This is a genomic window from Mesorhizobium sp. M7A.F.Ca.CA.001.10.2.1, from assembly GCF_003998575.1.
Lineage (GTDB): Bacteria > Pseudomonadota > Alphaproteobacteria > Rhizobiales > Rhizobiaceae > Mesorhizobium.
Window position 1 is genome coordinate 1 of record NZ_RZQY01000368.1, and the last position, 5,844, is coordinate 5,844.

Sequence of the window (5,844 nt, forward strand, 5' to 3'; positions counted from 1 at the left end):
ATGCCAGCCCGAGCCACCAGAACATTGCGGTCCAGCGCTCTTCGCTCGCCGCTACCAGCGACAGGAAGGCCAGGAATGACCCCGAGGCGGTCAAGAGGTGGACGGAGAACGCCCGCGCCTGTGGCCAGGTGACCTTCTTCTTCGGCCTGGGAATCCGGTCCGTGATCTTTTTGGCGGCTTTTCGGGCCGTTGTGTTCTTGCTCACGGGCCCCGCCAATCCAGCTTGCAGATTTCGGCCGAACGGCCGGCGAAATTCCAGTTGCGGCCGAAAGCCCGCATCTTGCTCTTGTCAGACCTTGCCACGACAATCTCGGGCGCGATCCAGTATTCCGAATTGCTGATCACCGTATCCTTGTCGCGATCCTTGCCGGGGATGGGTGTCACCGCCCCGTCGATAATCTTCGGTATCTGGAAGATACGCGTCTTGTCACGCGTCTCATAGGTGATCGGCACTTGTTCGACGCCGAGGAATTTGCCGACCAGGATGGAGAGCAGCGATGTGGTTCCGCCTGCCTTGCCCGTGAAGATCTTGGTCAGCGCCTTGACCGCGTAGACCGAGGCTCGGCTGTCGATGAACAGGCCGGCGGTCCAGTTGCCGCGGCTCATGTAGCCGGGGATTTCTATGATCAGCCCGAGATTGAGGCCGGACAGATCGACCTCACCGAAATGGCCTGCATCGATACGAAACCCCGCCCAGGTCTGGCAATAGCCTTCGGTCGGCGGATGATTGCCAAGCGATAGCACGCAGGGGCAAAAAACCGTGCAATTGCAGGAGAGTACGAGCTCTCCCTTCATCGCCCAGCTCTGGTCTGCCATCGATTTTCCCCCACTCATAGCGAGACTACTAGCAGCGCGGCTGCCCAGACAAGCAGTATCGCACCGGCCAGCCGGGTTGGAACCCTGCTGGCTGTTTGTTTTTCGATCAGGGTGAACAGCCCGATCAACGCCATCCAGAAAATGTTCATGACGCCAACGGCGAACATCACCAGCATCAAGGCCCAGCAGCAGCCGAGACACCACAGACCTTGCGCGACACCGAGCCGAAAGATGTTAAGGGGCCTTGCGCTCCAGTTCGAAAACAGGACCGAGAACGGGTTCTTGCATTTCTTCAGGCAAGCTTCCTTGAGGCCGCTGAACTGGTAGAGGCCGGCAATCACGAGAGCGAGCGCACCGGCAAGGCCGACGACCGGATCGAGCATCCCGGCTGACGAGGCGAATGCATGGACGGCCAAGGTCAGCGCCGCGAACATCATTGAAGCGGCGAGCCAGACGCTTAGGTAACCGGCGACCAGCACCAGCGGGTGAACGACCGGTTCGCCCTTGATGCGAGCCGTGTCAGTGATTTCGCAATAGGTGCGGATCATCGGCGCCGCCGAAGGCAGCATCATCGCGACCGCCATCAGGAGCCACATGAAAACGAGCGCGCCGGCCTGCAAGCCGAGATCTGCGTCCAAGGGCACCGGTGAGAGGCACAGCACAAAGAACCGTTCCAGGAAATCGGGCAGCGGCAGTGGCGGCAGGCTGCGCAGGATCCTGTCGCCAGGGGCGCCGACGCCCGCAATCCCTGTTTCAGCCCCGCGGATTGCCATCGCCGCAAGAGACAGCCAGGCAAGCAGGATGCAAGCGCCGACAACGACGTTTACCGTGACGCGAGGATTGCGCGCGATGCCGGCCATGGCGCGGCCGGCGCGGTCGAGATGCCTGAAGTCGTCCTGCTGGCCGGTCATGACATCCGAATGGGCCGAATCGCCGCGTTGATCAAGCGGCATGATCTGACCTATATGCTCATCGAACGGCAGGTCGGGTGGACCCGCCTCGCATTGCAAGCCGGAAGCCGATCTTGGAGCATCAGCAAACTGCGCGGATACTGGTTGCCGGCACGGGGCCGGCAGGGCTGATCGCGGCGCTCGGTTTTGCCGCCGAAGGTTTCCCGGTGACACTGGTCGGGCCGGAGGCCACCGCTCCCGATGGCCGCACGACAGCCCTGATGAACCCTGCCTTGAAAGTGCTCGACCGGCTTGGCGTGCTCGAAGCCGTCAAATCCAAGGCGGCGCCCCTGAAAGTGATGCGCATCGTCGACGCCACCAGCCGGCTGATCCGCAGCCCGGTCGTCACCTTCCGCGCCAGCGAGATCGACGAGGACCAGTTCGGGCTGAACCTTCCCAACAGCGTCCTCAACCCGGCACTCGCCAGCGCCGTTGCCGCGCATGCCGGCATCGACCGGCTGATGTCGATAGTGGCGAACTGGCATCTCGATGCCGAGCACGCCCGTGCCGTCCTGGCCGACGGCAGCACGGTCGACGCATCGCTTGCGGTCGCCGCCGATGGGCGGTTGTCACCGGCGCGCCAGGCGGCCGGCATCTCGACCTCGGCCCGGTCCTACCCGCAGGCAGCTCTCGTCCTCAATTTCGGCCATAGCGGCGACCACGCTTTCACCTCGACGGAATTCCACACCGAGACCGGTCCGTTCACGCAGGTCCCGTTGCCCGGCAATCGCTCCAGCCTGGTCTGGGTGGTCAAGCCCGAGACCGCGACCGACCTCGCCGCACTGGACGATACGACGCTTTCTCAGCGGGTTGAACAGCAGATGCAGTCGATGCTGGGCCGGGTGACGGTCGAGCCGGGCCGGCAGATCTATCCGCTTTCGGCGGTGACGCCACTGCGTTTCGCCCGAGATCGGGTGGCGCTGGTCGGCGAAGCCGCCCATGTGTTTCCGCCGATTGGTGCGCAAGGCCTCAATCTCGGCATCAGGGACGTCGACGATCTGGTTGGAATCGCTTGTGAAAATCGAGCGGACCCGGGTGCAGCCAAGGCGCTTGCGGCTTACGATTTCAAGCGCCGCCCCGATATTCTGGCGCGTAGCGGTGCGGTCAACCTGCTCAACATGTCGCTGCTTTCCGACATGCTGCCGGCCCAGATGGCCCGCGTGGCCGGGCTCGGCGTGCTCGGTGGCTTCGCGCCGCTTCGGGCTTTTTTCATGCGCGAGGGGCTTCGTCCAGGCAGCGGTTTTGCCGCGCTTGCCGGCGGGTTAGGGAAACAGGTCCGGCGCTAGGATATCGTGCCGGATCAGGTAGAGCAGCCCGGTGACAGTCACGACCGACAGGCAGGTTGTGATCAGCACACTGGCCGACACGCGCTGTACCCAGACGCCATACTGCTGGGCGATGACGAAGACGTTGGTGGCGGTCGGCAACGCCGCCAGAAGCACCGCCGAGAAGACCCATGTCTCAGAGAAATTGCCGATCCAGCTCAACACGACATAGCAGAGCAAAGGGTGCAGGATCAGTTTCAGTGCCGCAATCGGAACCATCTCGTGCGGGACGCGATTGAGCGGCCTGAGCGCCAGCGTGACGCCCATGGCAAACAGCGCGCAAGGTGCGGCCGCCCGGGAAAGATATTCCAGAAATCGCTCCACCGGCACGGGCGGTCGAAAGCCGATATAGGCGGCGCCGACGCCCAGGGCGGTTGCGATGATGAACGGGTGCAGCACGCTCTTGCGCACGACACCGAGCGCAAGCCGGAGAGGCGTGGTCTTGTCGTCGCCCGACAGCGCCATCATCATGGGTGCGATGGCGAAATGCATGATGTTCTCGAAACAGAAGATCAAGGCGACCGGCACAGCCGCCTCCTCGCCGAAGGCCAGCAATGCCAGCCCCGGTCCCATATAGCCGATATTGCCATAGGCGGCCGCGAGCGCCTTGATGGTCGATTGCGCTATCTCGCCGCGCGAGGTCAGGACCGACCCCATGAACATCAAGGAAAATATCATGAAGGTCGAGACGACCGAACCGAAGATGAAGCGCCATTCCGTCAGGTCTTCGAACGGCGTCTTGGCAAGCAGTTGGAAGAAAAGTGCCGGCAGCGCGACATAGACGATGAACGTGTTCATCCAGCCGAGCGCCTCCAGCGGCTGCCTGGTGATGCGCGCCACCAGGAACCCGACAAAAATCAAGCCGAAGAACGGAAGAACAAGACCGATGACGTCAGACATTTTTATGCTGGTCCGAAACCCTGGCGCCGGGCTAGCCCGTTGCTTAATAGGGCGTCAAGCGCCTCGGGATTGAATTGATGCGCGGTCTGCGCCAAATAAGCCCAAGGAATTCAGTGGTGAGTACGATGAAAACAGCCAAATTCGCGATCGGACAGGTGGTTCGCCACCGGCTGTTTCCATTCAGGGGCATTATTTTCGATGTCGATCCGCAATTCGCCAACACCGACGAATGGTACGAAGCCATCCCCGCCGACGTGCGGCCGCACAAGGATCAGCCTTTCTATCATCTGCTCGCCGAAAATTCGGAGACCGAGTACATCGCCTATGTCTCCGAGCAGAATCTGCTCGAGGATCAGTCGGGTGAGCCGGTCCGGCATCCGCAGATCAAGGAGATGTTCGACAAGAGGCCGGACGGCGGCTACCAGCCGAAACGGCAGTCAAGGCACTGACCCGCGGAGAGATGGGCGCAAAAAAAGCGGGGCATGACCCCGCTTTTTTGTGGCTCGGCGATATCGGCCGATCAGTTGGCGGTCTTCGCCTTGTCCTGCTCTTCCTTGAGCTTCTTGGCGAAATCCTGGTTGTTCTTGGCGACGAAGTCCTGAAGCTTCTTTTGCCGGTCCTCGATGTCCGACTGCTGCAGCGCCGGTCCGTCATAGGCGCCGCTGAAGCCCTGCAGGGCGACCTTGATCGGATTGGGCTGGTTCTGGAAATTGACGGAGGTCAGGGTAATCGCCTGGCCCTTCTTGAAGGCGGCGACGAGCTGATCGGTCAGCGGCACTTCCGCCACGCAACGATCCGGGAAGCAGATCACATAGTCGAGCTTCTGCGCCTTGCCGGTGTCGATCTGCAGGCCGATGCCGGGAGGCACCAGACGGCCGGTCGGGACCGTCACCTGGAACACCTTGCGGTTCACCTTGCCCTTCAGCTCGATCAGGCTGACGCCAGTGACCAGCTGGCCGTTGCCGGCGGTGGTGATGTTCTGGACATTGCAGATGTCGACGTCTTCCTGCTTGGTGCAGGCCTTGAACCAGCCTTGCGGAATCTGCTGTTGCTGCTGTGCGGAAGCAGCGGGAAGTCCTGCGCCGAGAAAGCCGACCACGCCAGCGGCCATGACCGACAGGCGGTACGCGTTGCTGTTCAGGCTCGTCATGTCGTGCACTTCCTCTCAAATGATCCCGGGACCGGCTTCTTCGTGCCGTGTGGTCCAGCTACCTGTTGCCGAAATGAGGCAACAGAATGACTTCGGAGGGCGTGTTACACTGCAAGCGATGCCGAATCCAGCCCGGCGTCAGCAATTGTTGAACGCGCGGTTGGCCGGCGCGCAGCCGCCTCATGCTAGGGTGCACACCGAATCATCAAGCCGACCCAGTAAGGAGACGTTCATGGGCCGCGTTGTTGTTTGGCTGATCACCGGGATATCGTTTCTCGCCCTTTCGCATCAGCCGGCCGCATCGGAGCCGAAGCACGCTATCGCCATGCAGGGCGTGCCGGCGCTACCGCCCGACTACAGGCATTTCGACTACGTCAATCCCGACGCGCCGAAGGGTGGCTCGATTACCTATTGCGTCGTCGGCAGCTTCGACAATCTGAACCCTTTCATCCTCAAGAGCCTGCGCACGACGGCGCGCGGCATGATGGATACGATCTTCGGCAATCTGGTCTTCGAGCCGTTGATGCAGCGCAATGCCGACGAGGCTTTCACGCTCTACGGTTTGTTGGCCGACAGCGCCGACATGGACCCGGAGCGCAAGAGCATCGAATTCCATCTCAATCCGAAGGCCAAATGGTCGGACGGTCAGCCGGTGACGCCGGAGGACGTGCTGTTCAGCTATGACGTCTACACCGAGAAAGGC

7 protein-coding genes and 1 pseudogene are annotated in these 5,844 nt (G+C 61.8%); 3 read left to right on the forward strand and 5 right to left on the reverse strand.

The genetic code is table 11. The features are described from left to right. From EN964_RS21800 to EN964_RS21810, 3 genes and pseudogenes are all read right to left on the reverse strand, one after another. Positions 1 to 154, reverse strand: a pseudogene (locus EN964_RS21800) (phosphatidylcholine/phosphatidylserine synthase); the annotation flags it as partial. Between the two features lie 47 nt (positions 155 to 201). Next, positions 202 to 816, reverse strand: a complete 615-nt coding sequence (locus tag EN964_RS21805) for a DUF1326 domain-containing protein (RefSeq protein ID WP_127271928.1) — start codon at positions 814 to 816, stop codon at positions 202 to 204. A 14-nt stretch (positions 817 to 830) separates the two neighbouring features. Beyond that, a complete protein-coding gene (locus tag EN964_RS21810) occupies positions 831 to 1,769 on the reverse strand; it encodes a DUF2182 domain-containing protein (protein ID WP_127272650.1) in 939 nt (312 codons plus the stop codon). A 71-nt stretch (positions 1,770 to 1,840) separates the two neighbouring features. Here EN964_RS21810 and EN964_RS21815 point away from each other — a divergent pair, with 71 nt between their 5' ends. Next, positions 1,841 to 3,052 carry a UbiH/UbiF family hydroxylase gene (locus EN964_RS21815; RefSeq protein WP_127272651.1) on the forward strand — a complete coding sequence of 404 codons (1,212 nt, stop codon included), beginning with the start codon at positions 1,841 to 1,843 and terminating at the stop codon, positions 3,050 to 3,052. Here the strand turns inward: EN964_RS21815 and EN964_RS21820 are convergent. Continuing rightward, complete coding sequence (locus EN964_RS21820; protein WP_127272652.1) at positions 3,029 to 3,991, reverse strand: AEC family transporter; 963 nt, start codon at positions 3,989 to 3,991, stop codon at positions 3,029 to 3,031. The genes EN964_RS21815 and EN964_RS21820 overlap by 24 nt on opposite strands. A gap of 125 nt (positions 3,992 to 4,116) precedes the next feature. Here EN964_RS21820 and hspQ point away from each other — a divergent pair, with 125 nt between their 5' ends. Beyond that, positions 4,117 to 4,440 (forward strand): heat shock protein HspQ, encoded by a 324-nt coding sequence (gene hspQ, locus EN964_RS21825; RefSeq protein WP_164749013.1) that lies wholly within the window; start codon positions 4,117 to 4,119, stop codon positions 4,438 to 4,440. A 71-nt stretch (positions 4,441 to 4,511) separates the two neighbouring features. On the opposite strand, the gene EN964_RS21830 is transcribed toward hspQ, so the two are convergent. After that, a complete protein-coding gene (locus EN964_RS21830) occupies positions 4,512 to 5,141 on the reverse strand; it encodes an invasion associated locus B family protein (RefSeq protein WP_127270670.1) in 630 nt (209 codons plus the stop codon). 232 nt (positions 5,142 to 5,373) lie between these two features. On the opposite strand from EN964_RS21830, the gene EN964_RS21835 reads away from it, so the two are divergent. Then, the coding region (locus EN964_RS21835; protein ID WP_245490683.1) for an ABC transporter substrate-binding protein at positions 5,374 to 5,844 on the forward strand (471 nt) is incomplete at its 3' end.